The 14,055-nt window shown below is 69.4% G+C and carries 13 protein-coding genes and 2 tRNA genes; 11 read left to right on the forward strand and 4 right to left on the reverse strand.

Annotation, left to right across the window (positions count from 1 at the left end):
- Nucleotides 1-156 precede the first annotated feature (156 nt).
- On the reverse strand, nt 157-1,638 hold the full coding sequence (locus ACIQ7D_RS10760) for an amino acid permease (protein WP_403935945.1): 1,482 nt from the start codon (nt 1,636-1,638) through the stop codon (nt 157-159).
- A gap of 198 nt (nt 1,639-1,836) precedes the next feature.
- Here ACIQ7D_RS10760 and ACIQ7D_RS10765 point away from each other — a divergent pair, with 198 nt between their 5' ends.
- Entirely contained in the window at nt 1,837-2,328 is a 492-nt protein-coding gene (locus ACIQ7D_RS10765) for a ribose-5-phosphate isomerase (RefSeq protein ID WP_403935947.1), read from the forward strand.
- A 96-nt stretch (nt 2,329-2,424) separates the two neighbouring features.
- The gene (locus tag ACIQ7D_RS10770; RefSeq protein ID WP_403935949.1) at nt 2,425-3,306 is read left to right on the forward strand and encodes an Fpg/Nei family DNA glycosylase; all 882 of its coding nucleotides are present in this window, start codon (nt 2,425-2,427) and stop codon (nt 3,304-3,306) included.
- Nucleotides 3,307-3,313: 7 nt separating this feature from the next.
- Here the strand turns inward: ACIQ7D_RS10770 and ACIQ7D_RS10775 are convergent, their stop codons facing one another.
- Nucleotides 3,314-4,561, reverse strand: coding sequence for a GNAT family N-acetyltransferase (locus tag ACIQ7D_RS10775; RefSeq protein WP_403935951.1), 1,248 nt, complete (start codon nt 4,559-4,561; stop codon nt 3,314-3,316).
- A 106-nt stretch (nt 4,562-4,667) separates the two neighbouring features.
- On the opposite strand from ACIQ7D_RS10775, the gene ACIQ7D_RS10780 reads away from it, so the two are divergent.
- Nucleotides 4,668-5,855: a PP2C family protein-serine/threonine phosphatase gene (locus tag ACIQ7D_RS10780; RefSeq protein WP_403935953.1), complete on the forward strand. Its 1,188-nt coding sequence runs from the start codon at nt 4,668-4,670 to the stop codon at nt 5,853-5,855.
- 275 nt (nt 5,856-6,130) lie between these two features.
- Here the strand turns inward: ACIQ7D_RS10780 and ACIQ7D_RS10785 are convergent, their stop codons facing one another.
- Nucleotides 6,131-7,393, reverse strand: coding sequence for a cation:proton antiporter (locus ACIQ7D_RS10785; RefSeq protein ID WP_403935955.1), 1,263 nt, complete (start codon nt 7,391-7,393; stop codon nt 6,131-6,133).
- A 432-nt stretch (nt 7,394-7,825) separates the two neighbouring features.
- On the opposite strand from ACIQ7D_RS10785, the gene ACIQ7D_RS10790 reads away from it, so the two are divergent.
- Nucleotides 7,826-8,020, forward strand: coding sequence for a hypothetical protein (locus ACIQ7D_RS10790; RefSeq protein ID WP_329827089.1), 195 nt, complete (start codon nt 7,826-7,828; stop codon nt 8,018-8,020).
- A gap of 98 nt (nt 8,021-8,118) precedes the next feature.
- Here the strand turns inward: ACIQ7D_RS10790 and ACIQ7D_RS10795 are convergent.
- A tRNA-Gly gene (locus tag ACIQ7D_RS10795) sits at nt 8,119-8,192 on the reverse strand.
- 139 nt (nt 8,193-8,331) lie between these two features.
- Here ACIQ7D_RS10795 and ACIQ7D_RS10800 point away from each other — a divergent pair.
- From ACIQ7D_RS10800 to ACIQ7D_RS10830, 7 genes are all read left to right on the forward strand, one after another.
- Nucleotides 8,332-8,408 (forward strand) — tRNA-Pro (locus ACIQ7D_RS10800).
- 180 nt (nt 8,409-8,588) lie between these two features.
- Nucleotides 8,589-10,025, forward strand: coding sequence for a trigger factor (gene tig, locus ACIQ7D_RS10805; protein ID WP_403935957.1), 1,437 nt, complete (start codon nt 8,589-8,591; stop codon nt 10,023-10,025).
- Between the two features lie 389 nt (nt 10,026-10,414).
- Nucleotides 10,415-11,020 (forward strand): ATP-dependent Clp protease proteolytic subunit, encoded by a 606-nt coding sequence (locus tag ACIQ7D_RS10810; RefSeq protein WP_329827430.1) that lies wholly within the window; start codon nt 10,415-10,417, stop codon nt 11,018-11,020.
- Nucleotides 11,021-11,076: 56 nt separating this feature from the next.
- Nucleotides 11,077-11,751 (forward strand): ATP-dependent Clp protease proteolytic subunit, encoded by a 675-nt coding sequence (locus tag ACIQ7D_RS10815; RefSeq protein ID WP_329827091.1) that lies wholly within the window; start codon nt 11,077-11,079, stop codon nt 11,749-11,751.
- A gap of 211 nt (nt 11,752-11,962) precedes the next feature.
- Nucleotides 11,963-13,255 carry an ATP-dependent Clp protease ATP-binding subunit ClpX gene (gene clpX, locus ACIQ7D_RS10820; RefSeq protein ID WP_384923750.1) on the forward strand — a complete coding sequence of 431 codons (1,293 nt, stop codon included), beginning with the start codon at nt 11,963-11,965 and terminating at the stop codon, nt 13,253-13,255.
- 188 nt (nt 13,256-13,443) lie between these two features.
- Nucleotides 13,444-13,737, forward strand: coding sequence for a type II toxin-antitoxin system RelE/ParE family toxin (locus ACIQ7D_RS10825; RefSeq protein ID WP_403935960.1), 294 nt, complete (start codon nt 13,444-13,446; stop codon nt 13,735-13,737).
- The gene (locus ACIQ7D_RS10830) at nt 13,734-14,039 is read left to right on the forward strand and encodes a helix-turn-helix domain-containing protein (protein ID WP_403935962.1); all 306 of its coding nucleotides are present in this window, start codon (nt 13,734-13,736) and stop codon (nt 14,037-14,039) included. The genes ACIQ7D_RS10825 and ACIQ7D_RS10830 overlap by 4 nt, the downstream gene beginning before the upstream one ends.
- Nucleotides 14,040-14,055: the final 16 nt, after the last annotated feature.

Below are 14,055 nucleotides of genomic sequence, written 5' to 3' on the forward strand. Positions count from 1 at the left end.
CGGCGCGGGGGGGGGGGGGGGCCCCCGCCCCCGGGGGTGCCCGCCGGGGGGCCCCCCCCCCCGCGCCCCCCCCCCCCCCCCCCGGGGCGGGGCCCCCCCCCCCGGGGGGGGGGCCCCCCCCCCCCCTCACTCATCTCCCCGGCCCTGGACCGGAGTTCAGCTCTTGACGACCGGGCTCTCGGCCGGAGCCGTCCCCTCCGCGGCGTTCTCCTCACCGAGCCGGCGCCTCCGTACGTCGCGCACCAGCGCGACACCCACCACGAGCGCCGCCACCAGCAGCGACAGCAGCACCTGCTCCCGCGCCGCGTCGTCGGTGAGCATGTAGACCAGGACGAACGAGATCATCGCGATCGTCGCCCAGGTCAGATACGGGAAGAGCCACATCCGTACGACGAGCTTCTCCGGGGTCTCCCGCAGGATGATCCCGCGCATCCGCAACTGCGTGAAACAGATCACCAGCCAGACGAAGAGGGCCACCGCGCCCGACGAGTTCAGCAGGAACGCGAAGACCGTGTCGGGCCACTGGTAGTTGAAGAAGACCGCGATGAAGCCGAAGGCCACGGACGACAGGATCGCCGTCTGCGGCACGCCGCGCCGGGTCGTCCGCGCGAACGACCCGGGGGCGTCCCCGCGCCGGCCGAGCGAGAAGGCCATCCGGGACGCCGTGTACAGGCCGGAGTTCAGACAGGAGAGCACGGCCGTCAGCACGATGACGTTCATGACCTGACCGGCGTGCGGGATCCCGATCGAGTTCAGCGCCGCGACGTACGAACCGTCCTTGGTGATCGACTTGTCGTTCCAGGGCAGCAGCGTCAGAACGACGAAGACCGAGCCCAGGTAGAAGACGGCGATCCGCCAGATCACGCTGTTGGTGGCCTTGGCGACCGCGCGCTGCGGGTTCGAGGACTCACCGGCGGCCAGCGTGACGATCTCGCTGCCCATGAAGGAGAACACGACCATCAGTACCCCGGTGAGGATCGCGCCGGGCCCCTTGGGGAAGAAGCCACCCGCGTCCGTGAGGTGCCCGAAGCCGGCGCCCGGGTTGTCCGAGCCCGGCAGCAGCCCGAAGACGGCCAGCAGCCCGACGACGACGAACCCGGTGATCGCCACCACCTTGATTCCGGCGAACCAGAATTCGAATTCACCGAACGACGAGACGGAGACCAGATTCGTCCCGGTCAGCACGAGCATCACGATCAGGGCCCAGGCCCACTGCGGAACGGCGGGGATCCAGCCCTCCAGGATCTGGGCGCCCGCCGTCGCCTCGACCGCCAGCACCACCACCCAGAAGAACCAGTACAGCCAGCCGATCGAGAACCCCGCCCAGCGGCCCAGGGCCTGGTCCGCGTAGGCGGAGAAGGAGCCCGAGCTGGGCCGCGCGGCGGCCATCTCGCCGAGCATCCGCATGACGAGCACGACCATCGCGCCGACCAGGGCGTACGAGAGCAGAATGGCCGGTCCGGCGGCGGCGATGCCTGACGCGGAGCCGACGAACAGACCGGCGCCGATGACACCGCCGATCGCGATCATGGACAGGTGGCGGTTCTTGAGGCCGGCTTGCAGGCCGTCGGAGGAGTTCGGATTCCCAGGCTCGCTGGGCTTTCCGCCTTCCTTCGTGGGGGACGGCAGGGAGGTCATGCGAGAATCCTTACGTCTGCTTGTCACTCGAATGACGAGTTCCCGCATTCAAGCGTTCGCCCGGCCGTCGATGGAAGTGGCAATTCCGTATCTTTACCGGGAAGCCGTGCTCCGTAATGGAGCGTTGATCTGGAACACCGCTACCCATCCACGACCCGCCCATGCACGGGCCGTGCGGTGCGTGCCACACTTCGCACCATGCGCGTGTACCTCGGTTCCGACCATGCCGGCTTCGAACTCAAGAACCACCTGGTGGAGTGGCTCACCGCCCAGGGCCACGACCCGGTGGACTGCGGCCCCCACATCTACGACGCCCAGGACGACTACCCGCCGTTCTGCCTGCGCGCCGCGGAGCGCACGGCCGCGGACGGCGACAGCCTCGGCATCGTCATCGGCGGCTCGGGCAACGGCGAGCAGATCGCCGCGAACAAGGTCAAGGGCGTCCGGGCCGTCCTCGCCTGGAGCGAGCAGACGGCCGCGCTCGGCCGTGAGCACAACGACGCCAACGTCGTCTCCGTCGGCGGCCGGATGCACACCCAGGACGAGGTGACCACGTTCATCGAGGTCTTCCTCGCCACCCCGTACTCCGGCGCGGAGCGCCACGCACGCCGGATCGCGATGCTCACGGAGTACGAGACCACCCACGAACTGCCGCCGGTCCCGGCGCACCACCCGCAGCAGGAAAACTAGTTTTACCCGTGCCGCCGGGACCGGTCCCGGCGGCACGGCCATGTCCGCGCCGCGCCATGTCCGCGCCGCGGTCGCGCGCCGTCATGAGGAGACACCGTGCCCGAGGGGCATACGATCCACCGCCTCGCCGAGGACCATCTCGCCCGCTTCGGCGGCCGGCCGGTACGGGTCTCCAGCCCGCAGGGCAAGTTCTCCGACAGCGCAGCCCTCCTCGACGGCCAGGTGCTGTCCGGCGTCGACGCGCACGGCAAACACCTCTTCCTCGGATTCGGGGAGACCGGCGCGACGGGGACGGTCGGCTGGGTCCATGTCCACCTCGGGCTCTTCGGCAAACTCGGCTTCGGTACGGCACCGGTCCCGCCGCCCACCGACACCGTCCGACTCCGGCTGGAGGGCGGCGGCCACTACGCGGATCTGCGCGGCCCCACCACCTGCGCCCTGATCACCGCCCCCGAGAAGCAGGCCGTGCACGACCGGCTGGGCCCGGACCCCCTGCGCGTGCGCGCCGCCGATGCCGGTGCCGGCGGCGCCCCAGCCCCAGCCGACGCCGGCGGCGACGGCGACGGCGAGCGGGCCTGGGCCCGGATCTCCCGCTCCCGTACGACCGTGGCCGCACTGCTCATGGACCAGAAGGTCGTCGCGGGCGTCGGCAACGTCTACCGCGCCGAGGTCCTCTTCCGCCACGGCATCGACCCGTACCGGGCCGGCAAGGACCTCACCCGCCGCGAGTGGGACGCGATCTGGGCCGACCTCGTCGCCCTGATGCGCGAGGGCGTACGCCACAACCGGATCGACACCGTCCGCCCCGAGCACACCCCCGAGGCCATGGGCCGTCCGCCGCGCGTCGACGACCACGGCGGCGAGGTCTACGTCTACCGCCGCGCACGGATGCCCTGCCTGCTCTGCGGCACCGAGATCCGCACCGCGCCCCTCGCCGCCCGCAACCTCTTCTGGTGCCCCGGCTGCCAGCAGCGGTAGCCCCTGATCAGAACCCGTGCGGCAGCCACGGCGCGACATCCGAGCCGAACGCGACCGACGCCGCCTCCAGCGCGCCCGCCCGCGTCTCCCGCACCCGCCCCGCGCGCCCCAGCGCGGCCAGCGGCGTACCGCCCAGATAGACGGCGCTCAGCTCGTTCACCGACAGCACCAGATCGGGCGCGTCCGCGGTCCGCGCGCAGGTCGCGCCCTTCGCGTCGCCGCTCAGTCGCCAGCGCCCCTCGTTCCAGGGGCAGAAGGTGTCCGTCACCTCCAGTACCACGTCCACCGGCGTCCGGTACGTACGCGCCTCCAGTGCCGGGGCCACCTCCACCGGCCGCAGATACAGGTCGTCCCGTACCCGCGGCTCGCACCGCCGGAAGTCGGAGACGAGATACCGGAACGCGTCGTCCACCGGCCTGCTGCGCACCCGTAGCGCCGACGTCAGGTCGATCCCGAAGAGGAAGCGCCACAGCACGGCGTACGCCACCGGGTCGGCCGCGTGCAGATCCCGCAGCTCGATCGTGCCCTTGGGACCCGACACGTCCCACTCGGGGCGGTTGTGGAAGAGCGTGAACCCCACCACCTCGCCGTCCCGCTCCGCCAGCACGCACTGGAGCGCGGAGAGCCCGTCGCGCGCCGCCCCCGTGCCCACCACCGGCAGCCGCTCCCAGCCGGGCCTGCGGGCCGGCATCCCGGGGCGCTTCGCGACATCCGCCGCGTACAGCGCCTCGCACGCCTCCCGTACGTCCGGGTCGTCCGCCCGCACCCGGCGCAGACGTATGTCGTCGCCCTCGCCGTCCACGCCGCCGGGTATCCGGATATGGACCCGGGACGTGTCGATCTCCGCCGAGAGGGCGTAGCTCGCGACGCCGTATCCGTACCGCCCGTAGATCGCCGGCTCCGAGGCCGTCAGCACGGCGAGCGGTTCGCCCAGGGACCTGACGTCGTCGAGCTGACGCCGCATCATCGACGTGAGCACCCCGCGCCGCCGGTGCGTCGCCGCCACGCTCACCCTCGTCACGCCCGCCGTGGGCACCTGGGCGCCGCCCGGCACCGTGAGCCGGAAGCTGTACGCCCCGGTCGTGCCCACGCACTCGTCACCGTCCCAGACACCGATCGCGCGGTCGATCTCGGCGAGGTCGCGCAGCAGCTCGCTGTCGCCCACGCCTCCCCCGACGCCGCCGAAGGCCAGCTCCAACGCCTCGTGCCAGGAGTCGTATTCGGACGCTCGCAGCACCCTCAGATCCAGTGTCATATGCCATCAGTACCAGCCGTACGGCGGCGAGGCGACCCGATTTCGAACGCAATGTCACGGGGGTCCCTCTGCACGGCGGCCGGGCGGCTCGGTAGGGTCCACCACAATGGCCGGTGTCGCAAGAGCGGATTCGTACTCGGCCCGGATGCGCAGGAGGCTGCACCGGGTCCGGATCAGTGTGCGCAAATCCGGCGTCGACTACTTCCGGGGCGACGGCTCCGACTGGATCGCCCTCGTCGGGCTCCTGCTGACCGTGCCGGCCATCGCCCTCACCACGATGGCGATACCCGTCTGGTGCGCGCCCGCCGCGCTCGTCCTGCCGATCGTGGCGGGCGGCCTGCTGCTGCGCCCGGCGAGCCTGCTCAGTCTGTACGCGGCCGCCGCGGCGGCGCTGATCGTCGAGTCGATGGTCCTCGGCCCGTACCCGGACGGACCGGCCACGGTCACCCCCGGCACGGTCCTGGTGGTGGCGGCCTGCGGGCTCTTCGGCCTGCTGATCGCCCAGTTCAGGGCGAGGGTCGGGGTGCCCTGGCGGCGCGGCGGGACCATGCTCTTCGACCTGCGGGAACGCATCCGCGTGCAGAGCGCGCTGCCCTGGCTGCCGACGGGGTGGCACCACGAGATGGCGCTCCGCCCGGCGGGCGGCCAGTCCTTCTCCGGCGACTTCGTGGTGGCCGCCCGTACCAACGGAGGACGCACCCTGGAGGTCGTCCTCACGGACGTCTCCGGCAAGGGCATGGACGCGGGCTCGCGCGCTCTGCTGCTCTCCGGCGCCTTCGGCGGCCTGCTCGGCTCGCTCCCGCCGGGGGACTTCCTCCCCGCCGCCAACGGCTATCTGCTCCGCCAGGACTGGGACGAGGGGTTCGCGACCTCGATCCATCTCGTCCTCGATCTCGAATCCGGCGACTACGAACTGCTCTCCGCCGGCCATCTCCCCGCGCTCCAGCTCCACGCGGGCAGCGGGCGCTGGGAGGAGAAGTCGGGCGAGGGCCCGCTGCTCGGGGTCTACGACGGCGCCCAGTTCGACCCGGCCAAGGGCTCCCTGCGCCCCGGCGATGTCCTGATGCTCTTCACGGACGGCCTGGTGGAGGCGCCAGGACGCGACCTGGGCGAGGGCATGGACCGGCTCACCGGCGAGGCCGACCGCTACGTCGTCCCGGGGTTCGAGGGCGCGGCCTGGCATCTCATCGAGGCGGTGGCGAAGGACGTGAACGACGACCGCGCCCTGCTCCTGATCTGCCGAGAGGCCGGACAGGCTCCGCCGAGCCCGCCCGGCCTCCGGGGCCTGTCCTGAGAGCCGGCGTGGACGTTCGCCGACTCCATCGGTGTACGTACGGGTCCGGGTCCCAGGGTCTTTCGTTTGGGTCTGGCTGGATCAGGGAGCGGGGTCTGGTGCCGTGGATCGCGAGGCGGAGGAGGGAGGCGACGCGGGAGCGGATGGGGTCTCCCCTGGTCGAGCGAAGCCGAGACCTTGGGGATGAGTGACGACAACGCCGCGAGGCGCGGTGCCAGGGCACGCGAGCCCAGCAAGATCCAAACGAGAGGCCCTAACAGCACGGCCATCGCCGGTCAGCTCGTCACGGTCGCCTCCGCGCCTCTGCCGTCCCGCTTGCCGAGACCGTCCCGGTCGTCCCGCGCGGGGGATGGGCCATCGGCCTCTGGAGTGCTCCCCGGCCCGTCACCGCCCCCCTCGTGGCCGCCGCCCGGCAGGATCCGGGCGAGCCAGTGCGAGCGCCCCGCGGCCAGCGGGCCGAGGACGGCGAGGAGCAGGACGTACCCCGCGATGAAGGGCGCGAGCCGGCTGTCAAGGCCCGCTCCCGCCGCCATCGTGGCGAGGATCAGCGCGAACTCACCGCGGGCGAGCAGGGTCGTGGAGATATTGGCGGCCGGTCCCGCGCCGAAGCCGAAGATCTTCGCGGCGGTGACCCCCGCCGCGACGTTCATCACCAGCGTCACGACGACGGCGGCGAGGACGGGCCACAGGACGGTCGGCAGATCGCCGGGGTTGATCGACAGGCCGAAGGCGAAGAAGAAGATCGCGCCGAACGCGTCCCTCAACGGGTGGACCAGTTCGCGGATCCGGTCGCCCGATGTGGTGGCGCCCAGCATCAGACCGACCATGAAGGCGCCGATGGCGTCGGCGACCCCGAACCACTCGGAGACACCGGCCACCAGAACCGCCGCGCCGAGGAAGGAGATGACGAGCAGTTCGTCGTCCTTGGTGCCCACGAGCCGGCCGACGACCTTCGTCCCGAACCGGGCGGCGAGGGCGAGCAGCAGCAGGAAGCCGAAGGCCTTGCCGCCGTCCATGATCGCGGCCGCGGCGCTGTCGGCGCCGGACAGGATCGGCTGGAGCGCGGCGAGATAGAGGGCCAGGAAGATGTCCTCGACCACGATGATGCCGAGGACGGGCTTGGTCTCGGGATTGCCGATACGGCCCATGTCGACCAGGACCTTGGTGACGATCGCGGACGACGAGATCCCGAGCACACCGGCGAGGACCAGCGCCTCGGAGGTGCCCCAGCCCAGTGCGAAGCCGAAGCCGAGCCCGGCGCCCACGTTCAGCAGGAGATAGGCGCCGCCGGCGAGGGCCATCTTCCGGCCACCCGCCTTGAGGTCGTCGAGATGGAATTCCAGACCGAGGTAGAAGAGGAGCAGGACCAGGCCGAGGGCGGAGAGCATCTCCAGCTCGTGCGGGTCCTTGACCAGCACGATGCCGGGCGTGTGCGGGCCGAGGAGGATCCCGGCCAGGATGAACAGGGGAATCGTGGGGAGACCGATGCGGCCGCCCAGTCGGGCGAGAACGGCGGCGGCCAGGAAGGCGCCGCCCATGGCTATGAGGGTCTCTGCGTGTCCGATGGGATCGCTCCTCCGTCGGGTCAAGGGTGCGTCAAGGAATCGTCAGTAATTAGTTTACCAAACGATTTACCGAGTAACGGGAGTCGTTCGTCCGTACGGGGAGGGCTGTCCGCCTGCGCGAGGAGGGCCGCCCGCCGGTAAGGGGAGGGCCGCCCGCCGGTAAGGGGAGGGCTGTCCGTCCGCGCGGCAACGGGGGAAACCTCCCCACGCGGCACTCCTCCGGTCGCCGAAAACGTCAACAACCGGGATGTACCGCCCCATTGGCCGGAAGTGAGGGGAGCGCCGATCCACACCCGGGGGAAGGTTGATGGCACGATGGTCCGAGCAGGATGTACGGGGTACGTGGTGTCGTACGCGACCCCGCAGGGGCTGGGCTAGGCGGACCGACCGAGGGTGTGATCAGTTGTGGCCATCTCACTGTCTGTGGTGCTTCTGTTGGCGATCATCCTTGTGGTGTTCATCCGCGGTGGCTCGATCAAGGCGGGTCCGGCGATCGTCGCGATCCTCTTCGGCTTCTTCCTCGCGTCCACCAACATGGCGCCGTCGGTCAACCGGTTCCTCAACTCGATAGCCGACACGATCAATCAGATCAGTTTCTGACCCGGATCGGTCTCCGGTCCGGCCCTGGCTCGGCCCCGGCCCCGGAAACGCCGCCGGCCCGATCGGTGACGTATCGCACCTGATCGGGCCGGGGCCGGTGGAGCGGGCGACGGGAATCGAACCCGCGTAGCTAGTTTGGAAGACTAGGGCTCTACCATTGAGCTACGCCCGCACAGCACGCGCCGCGGGTCGGACGACCCCGGCACGGACAACATCGTAGCGGGTCGCGGGCGTTCACCGCACACCCGTAAAGCGCCGGTCAAGGATGACAACCGAGCCCCCGCGGGGATGTACCCTACGTGTCGCACCGACGGGGTGTGGCGCAGCTTGGTAGCGCGTCCGCTTTGGGAGCGGAAGGTCGTCGGTTCGAATCCGGCCACCCCGACCATCGTTCAAGATCACAGCGCGCGGTCACGTTGTGGGGCCCTTCCCGCTTGCGGTTACTATGCAAGCTGCGTGCCCGTGTGTCTGCAGAGTCTCTGAAGAACCGGGCCGAATCCGCCGGGCCGCGCCGCGTGTGCGGTGGACCCGGCAGAACCCCAGAATCAGCCACCAAGGAGACCGAACCGTGAAGAGCGCCGTGGAGACCCTGAACCCGACTCGGGTTCGGCTCACTGTCGAGGTGCCCTTCGAGGAGCTCAAGGACAGCCTCGACGCGGCGTACAAGAAGATCAACCAGCAGGTCACGGTGAAGGGCTTCCGCAAGGGCAAGATCCCGGCCCGGATCATCGACCAGCGGTTCGGGCGTGGTGCTGTGCTGGAGGAGGCCGTCAACGACGCCCTCCCGAAGTTCTACACCGACGCGGTCAACGAGGGTGAGCTCAACGTCCTCGGTCAGCCCGATGTCGACATCACGGAGCTGAAGGACGGCGAACTGCTCTCCTTCACCGCCGAGGTCGACATCCGCCCGGTCATCGAGATCCCGGACTACTCCGGCATCGCGGTCACGGTCGACGCCGTCGAGGTCAGCGACGAGGACATCGAGAAGTCGGTCGAGCAGCTCCGCGACCGCTTCGCGTCCACCAACCCGGTCGAGCGCGCCGCCGTCGACGGTGATGTCGTGACGATCGACCTGGAGGCCAAGGTCGACGGCGAGGTCCTGCCCGACGGAGTGGCGAGCGGTGTGCAGTACACCATCGGCTCCGGAGAGCTTCTCGACGGCATCGACGAGGCCGTGACCGGCCTGGAGGCCGGTGGCGAGGCCACCTTCACCTCCGAGCTGAAGGGCGGCACCGCCGAGGGCCAGGCCGCCGAGGTCTCCGTCAAGGTGACCCAGGTCGCCGCCCGTGAGCTTCCCGAGCTGGACGACGAGTTCGCGCAGATGGCGAGCGAGTTCGACACGCTTGAGGAGCTGAAGGCCGACAGCCGCAAGCGCCTGGAGAGCACCAAGCAGTACGACCAGGCCACCCAGGCCCAGGAGCGCGTCCTCGACGAGCTGCTGAAGCTCGCCGAGGTGCCGATCCCGGAGAAGCTGCTCGCGGAGGAGATCAACACCCGCAAGCACAACCTGGAGCACCACCAGCTCGGTCAGATGGGCCTCGACCTCGCGAAGTACCTGGAGATCCAGGGCAAGACCGAGGAGGAGTTCGACGCCGAGACCGAGGAGCAGGCGGTCAAGGGCATCAAGACCCAGTTCATCCTCGACGAGCTGGTCAACAAGGAGAAGCTGAACGTCAACCAGGAGGAGCTCACCGAGCACCTCATGCGGCGCGCGCAGTCCTCCGGCATGTCCCCCGACCAGTTCGCCCAGGCGGTCGTCGAAGGCGGCCAGGTGCCGATGCTCGTCGGCGAGGTCGCCCGCGGCAAGGCGCTCGCCGTGGTCGTCGAGGCCGCCACGGTCACCGACACCAACGGCAACCCGGTCGACCTGGAGGACGAGGAGGAGGAGACGGCCGAGGCCGTCGCCGCCGAGGCCACCGGCTCCGACGAGGCCCCCGCCGACGCCGCCCCCGCCGCGGACGCGGACGAGAAGGCCGACGACAAGGCCGACAAGGCCGGCGCCTGAGCGGTCACGCTCTGACCGACGGAACCGACGGAACGGGCCCCGGACGCGACACGCGCCCGGGGCCCGCCCTGTCCGCCTCCGCCGCCGGGCACCCCGCTTCCGTACAGGCCGCTCCCCGGCCGTACACGCCCCCGTGGGCCCCCGCACACCCCCGGGCGGCGCACACGGGCCACAGGGGCGCCCAGGCCCGTACAGGGCCCGCCGGTGGCCGCTCGGAACCTCAACTACCTTGCGCTCCCAGCGAACAGCCACGGAAGCGGGATGGCCCTTGCCGACCAGCGCGTTAGGGTCCATGAATACGAGGGCAGGGGAGTCTCCCGTCCCCGGTACGAAGACGCTGAGACGGCCGCAGCCGTCAGAGACGAGCAGGTGTATACGTGACGAATCTGATGCCTTACGCCGCCGGTGAGCCGTCCCTCGGTGGTGGCCTCGGCGACCAGGTCTACAGCCGGCTGCTCGGAGAGCGGATCATCTTCCTCGGCCAGCAGGTCGACGACGACATCGCGAACAAGATCACGGCCCAGATGCTGCTCCTTGCCGCCGAACCGGACAAGGACATCTTCCTTTACATCAACAGCCCCGGTGGCTCCGTGACGGCCGGCATGGCCGTGTACGACACGATGCAGTACATCCCCAACGACGTGGTCACCATCGGTATGGGCATGGCCGCCTCCATGGGGCAGTTCCTGCTCACCGGCGGCACCGCGGGCAAGCGCTTCGCGCTCCCCAACACCGACATCCTGATGCACCAGGGCTCCGCCGGTATCGGCGGCACCGCCTCGGACATCAAGATCCAGGCCGAGTACCTGCTCCGTACGAAGAAGCGGATGGCCGAGATCACCGCCTTCCACTCCGGGCAGACCGAAGAGACGATCATCCGCGACGGCGACCGCGACCGCTGGTTCACCGTCCAGGAGGCCAAGGACTACGGCCTGATCGACGAGATCATCACCGCGGCCTCGGGCGTTCCGGGCGGCGGCGGCACCGGGGCCTGAGGCGACGCGCCTTGACGCCCCTCCCGACCCCGGCCCAGCCCACCGAACGCCACAGGATGGTGAACACCCACATGAACAACTTCCCCGCGAGCGGCCTCTACAACGGCCCGCAGGTGGACAACCGCTATGTCGTCCCGCGCTTCGTGGAGCGCACCTCGCAGGGCGTGCGCGAGTACGACCCGTACGCGAAGCTCTTCGAGGAGCGCGTCATCTTCCTCGGCGTGCAGATCGACGACGCCTCCGCCAACGACGTCATGGCGCAGCTCCTGTGCCTGGAGTCGATGGACCCGGACCGCGACATCTCGATCTACATCAACAGCCCCGGCGGCTCGATGACGGCCCTGACGGCCATCTACGACACGATGCAGTTCGTGAAGCCGGACATCCAGACGGTCTGCATGGGCCAGGCCGCCTCGGCCGCCGCCGTGCTGCTCGCCGCCGGCACCCCGGGCAAGCGTCTCGCCCTGCCGAACGCGCGTGTGCTGATCCACCAGCCGTCCAGCCAGACCGGCCGGGAGCAGCTCTCCGACCTGGAGATCGCCGCCAACGAGATCCTCCGGATGCGCGCCCAGCTCGAAGAGATGCTGGCCAAGCACTCGACGACGCCGATCGAGAAGGTCCGCGACGACATCGAGCGTGACAAGATCCTGACCGCCGACGACGCGCTCGCGTACGGTCTGGTCGACCAGATCGTGTCGACGCGCAAGACCACGGCCGCAGCGGCCGCCTGACACACCCGGCGACCTCGGCGCGCTCATACCGGCCGCGGGTGAACTCCCGCGACCAGGTGAACCGCGCCTGGGCCTGTTCCGGGTTCTCCCGTGGGAGAACCCGGAACAGGCCCTAAGGGGGCCCGAACCGGGGCCCGGGCAAGGTACCGTCGGATATGAGGCACAGGAGCCGCTGAACCAAGCTGCTCCCAGGCGAAGGGGAAGCAACCTCGTGGCACGCATCGGTGATGGTGGCGACCTGCTCAAGTGCTCGTTCTGCGGGAAGAGCCAGAAGCAGGTGAAGAAGCTCATCGCGGGTCCCGGTGTGTACATCTGCGACGAGTGCATCGACCTCTGCAACGAGATCATCGAGGAAGAGCTCGCGGAGACCTCCGAGGTCCGCTGGGAGGAACTGCCCAAGCCACGCGAGATCTACGAGTTCCTTGAGGGGTACGTCGTCGGGCAGGAGCCCGCGAAGAAGGCCCTCTCGGTAGCGGTCTACAACCACTACAAGCGGGTCCAGGCCGGCGAGAACGGCGGCGGGTCGGGCCGCGACGACGCGATCGAACTGGCGAAGTCCAACATTCTGCTGCTGGGCCCCACCGGCTCCGGCAAGACGCTCCTCGCGCAGACGCTGGCGCGCATGCTGAACGTGCCGTTCGCCATCGCGGACGCGACGGCGCTGACGGAGGCCGGCTATGTCGGCGAGGACGTCGAGAACATCCTGCTGAAGCTGATCCAGGCGGCGGACTACGACGTCAAGAAGGCCGAGACCGGGATCATCTACATCGACGAGATCGACAAGGTCGCCCGCAAGAGCGAGAACCCGTCGATCACCCGCGATGTCTCCGGCGAGGGTGTCCAGCAGGCCCTGCTGAAGATCCTGGAGGGCACGACGGCCTCCGTCCCGCCGCAGGGCGGCCGGAAACACCCGCACCAGGAATTCATCCAGATCGACACGACGAACGTGCTCTTCATCGTGGGCGGCGCCTTCGCCGGCCTGGAGAAGATCATCGAGTCACGCGCGGGCGCCAAGGGCATCGGCTTCGGCGCGACGATCCGTTCGAAGCGCGAGATCGAGGAGAGCGACCAGTTCCAGGAGGTCATGCCGGAGGACCTGGTGAAGTTCGGGATGATCCCGGAGTTCATCGGCCGCCTCCCGGTCCTCACCTCGGTCCACAACCTGGACCGTGCCGCCCTCCTTCAGATCCTGGTCGAACCGCGCAACGCGCTGGTCAAGCAGTACCAGCGGCTCTTCGAACTCGACGGCGTGGAACTGGACTTCGACCGCCCGGCCCTGGAGGCCATCGCGGACCAGGCGATCCTCCGCGGCACCGGCGCGCGCGGCCTGCGCGCCATCCTGGAGGAAGTCCTCCAGTCGGTGATGTACGAGGTCCCGTCCCGCAAGGACGTGGCCCGCGTGGTGATCACGGAGGACGTGGTCCACTCCCACGTCAACCCGACACTGGTCCCGCGCGAGCCGAGGATCGTGAAGAACGACGGGCGCCACGAGAAGTCCGCGTAGCGGCCGTACAGCGGTGGAACGAAGGAGCGCCCGGCCAGTCGGTGACTGGCCGGGCGCTCTTTTTTGCGAGCCACATTAGCCACTGCTAATGTTTCTTGGGTGGACGGCCCGTACGAGTTGAGGTTCTTTGCCGACGTACTGGAGTGGATCCAGGTTCCGGCCAAGGAGGATCCCGGCAGTCACGATCAGTGATCGCCGCCCTGGAACGATTACCGGATTGCGGTCCGGCCCTGCGCCGTCCGACGGTGGGAGCCGTTGAGGGTAGCCGGTACCGCAATATGCGCGAGCTCCGTCCGCGGAGCGGCGCCTCGATCAGCATCCGGATGCTGTTCGTCTTCGATCCCGTACGGCGTGCGGTGTTTCTGGTCGCGAGTAACAAGGCCAGCGGTCGCCGGTGGGCGGCCTGGTATCCAAAGGCGATCAAGGAGGCCGACACCAAGTACCCCGCGTATCTCGAAGCTCTGAAGGAGGACACGACATGAAACTCGGCGATATGGCCGACCTGACCGGTGACATCCCTCCGGAGAAGCGCGTCCGGATCGATGAGATCAAGCGTGAGATGGTCGATGCGGAACGAGGCCATGAACTTGCCGCCCTTCGCAAGGCTCAGGGCATGACGCAGGTCCAGGTCGCTCGGCTGATGGGGGTGACACAGGGCCGGATCAGTCAGATCGAGCGTGGAGGGGTACGCCTGGACACCTCGACACTGGCGGCCTATCTCCAGGCGATCGGCGGCGAACTGACCGTACTGGCCACGGTCGGGAACGTTTCGGTGCGGCTTTGAGGTCGATGTACGCGAG

Origin of the sequence: Streptomyces sp. NPDC096310 (genome assembly GCF_044763125.1) — a bacterium.
Lineage (GTDB): Bacteria > Actinomycetota > Actinomycetes > Streptomycetales > Streptomycetaceae > Streptomyces.

Coding starts and splice junctions, on each gene's coding strand:
- ACIQ7D_RS10760 (WP_403935945.1), bottom strand. CDS start 1,638: ATGACCTCCCTGCCGTCCCCCACGAAGGAAGGCGGAAAGCCCAGCGAG.
- ACIQ7D_RS10815 (WP_329827091.1), top strand. CDS start 11,077: ATGGTGAACACCCACATGAACAACTTCCCCGCGAGCGGCCTCTACAAC.
- ACIQ7D_RS10785 (WP_403935955.1), bottom strand. CDS start 7,393: ATGGGCGGCGCCTTCCTGGCCGCCGCCGTTCTCGCCCGACTGGGCGGC.
- ACIQ7D_RS10780 (WP_403935953.1), top strand. CDS start 4,668: ATGGCCGGTGTCGCAAGAGCGGATTCGTACTCGGCCCGGATGCGCAGG.
- ACIQ7D_RS10830 (WP_403935962.1), top strand. CDS start 13,734: ATGAAACTCGGCGATATGGCCGACCTGACCGGTGACATCCCTCCGGAG.
- ACIQ7D_RS10775 (WP_403935951.1), bottom strand. CDS start 4,561: ATGACACTGGATCTGAGGGTGCTGCGAGCGTCCGAATACGACTCCTGG.
- ACIQ7D_RS10810 (WP_329827430.1), top strand. CDS start 10,415: ATGCCTTACGCCGCCGGTGAGCCGTCCCTCGGTGGTGGCCTCGGCGAC.
- ACIQ7D_RS10765 (WP_403935947.1), top strand. CDS start 1,837: ATGCGCGTGTACCTCGGTTCCGACCATGCCGGCTTCGAACTCAAGAAC.